Source organism: Streptomyces sp. NPDC002785, from assembly GCF_040295565.1.
In the GTDB taxonomy this organism is placed as follows: Bacteria; Actinomycetota; Actinomycetes; order Streptomycetales; family Streptomycetaceae; genus Streptomyces.
In genome coordinates, this window is record NZ_JBEOVN010000428.1 from 1 (window position 1) to 1,451 (window position 1,451).

The window sequence follows — 1,451 nt, forward strand, 5'->3', positions numbered from 1 at the left end:
TAAAGAACTTCCCAATAGGGATGTCAAGCCGCCAGCGTGACTGATGGTGCGGGCTGGTAGCACGCTCCGTCGCGGAGCATGGCCCAGAGGACGTTGGCCCGACGGCGTGCGAGAGAGAGCACTGCTTGCTTGTGGCCCTTCCCCTCGTCTCGCTTGCGTTGGTAGTACGTCCGCGACGCGGGGCATGTCCTGATGCTGGCCATGGAGGAGAGGTAGAAGGCTCGTAGAAGGCCGCGGTGGTAGCGGCGGGGGCGGCGCATATTGCCGCTGACGCGCCCGGAATCTCGTGGCACGGGGGCCAGGCCGGCGAAGCCGGCCAGGCGGTCTGGTGAGCCGAACGCGTCCATGGCGCCGCCGGTCGCGGCGATGAATTCGGCGCCGAGCAGGGCGCCCATGCCGGGCAGGCTGCGGATTACCTCGGCGTGGGGATGTTCGCGGAACCGTGCCTCGATGAGTGCGTCGAGCTCGGCGATCTCCTCGTCGAGGGTGATGACCCCCTTGGCGAGACGGGCCACCATGGCGGCGGCCAGTTTCTCGCCGGGCAGGGACGTCTGCTGGCTAACGGCAGCTTCAAGGGCTGCGGCAGCGATGGCGGCGGGGTTCTTGACCTTGCGGTTTCTCAGCCAGGTCTCGATGCGCTTGGCGCCGCTGCGGCGGAGTGCGGCCGGGGTCTGGTAGCCGGTCAGCAGCATGACCGGGCCCCTGTTCGTCAGCGCAAGGGTCCGTTCCAACGTCGGGAAGAACTCGAGAAGTTGAGCTCGGAGCCGGTTGATCTGCCGGGTGCGGTCGCAGACGAGGTCGGTGCGGCGTCCGGTCAGGGTGCGCAGGTCGACGGCGATCTCGTCGCCGGGCCGCAGCAGGCCGAGGTCGTTGCGCATCCGGGCCTGGTCGGCGATGACGAAGGCGTCCTTCGCATCGGTTTTGCCCTGGCCGCGGTAGCCGGCGGATGCCTGGTGGACCGCCAGGCCGGTGAGGTAGGCCATCGGCTGGCCGTGGCCCAGGAGCAACCCGATCAGCAGGGCCGCGCCGCCGTGGTTGATGTCCACCGCCCACAGGAGATCCTCGGAGAGCGCGAGTACATCGCCGATCAGCTCCAGCAGGACCTTCTCGTCGTTCAGGACCCGGCGTGACAGGAGGCGTTTGCCCTGGGCGTCGATCACCACGCAGTGGTGATGTTCTTTGCCGATGTCCACTCCGGCCCATATCTGGGGCACGGCCACCTCCGCCAGCTCGTCGTCTCACATTGGTCCCAGCAGACGACCTCGCCGGCGTTGTCCTACGAAGCGATCAAGTCGCGTATCCCAATTAGCGGTCGAGTCGTCGCGGGGCTCCGGGCGGCCAAGTTCTTTGAGCCATCAAGCGGCGACAAGCTCACAGCCATACCCGGAACCCCTGGGCTTCCCCGATCCTACGAATGATCAGATCCGACCCGCTTGAAAGGTAGGACAAGC

The 1,451-nt window shown here is 67.0% G+C and carries 1 protein-coding gene; it reads right to left on the bottom strand.

Annotation, left to right across the window (positions count from 1 at the left end; genetic code table 11):
- Window positions 1-23: 23 nt before the first annotated feature.
- Complete coding sequence (locus ABTZ94_RS37540) at window positions 24-1,220, bottom strand: IS110 family RNA-guided transposase (protein ID WP_351207947.1); 1,197 nt, start codon at window positions 1,218-1,220, stop codon at window positions 24-26.
- Window positions 1,221-1,451 lie beyond the last annotated feature (231 nt).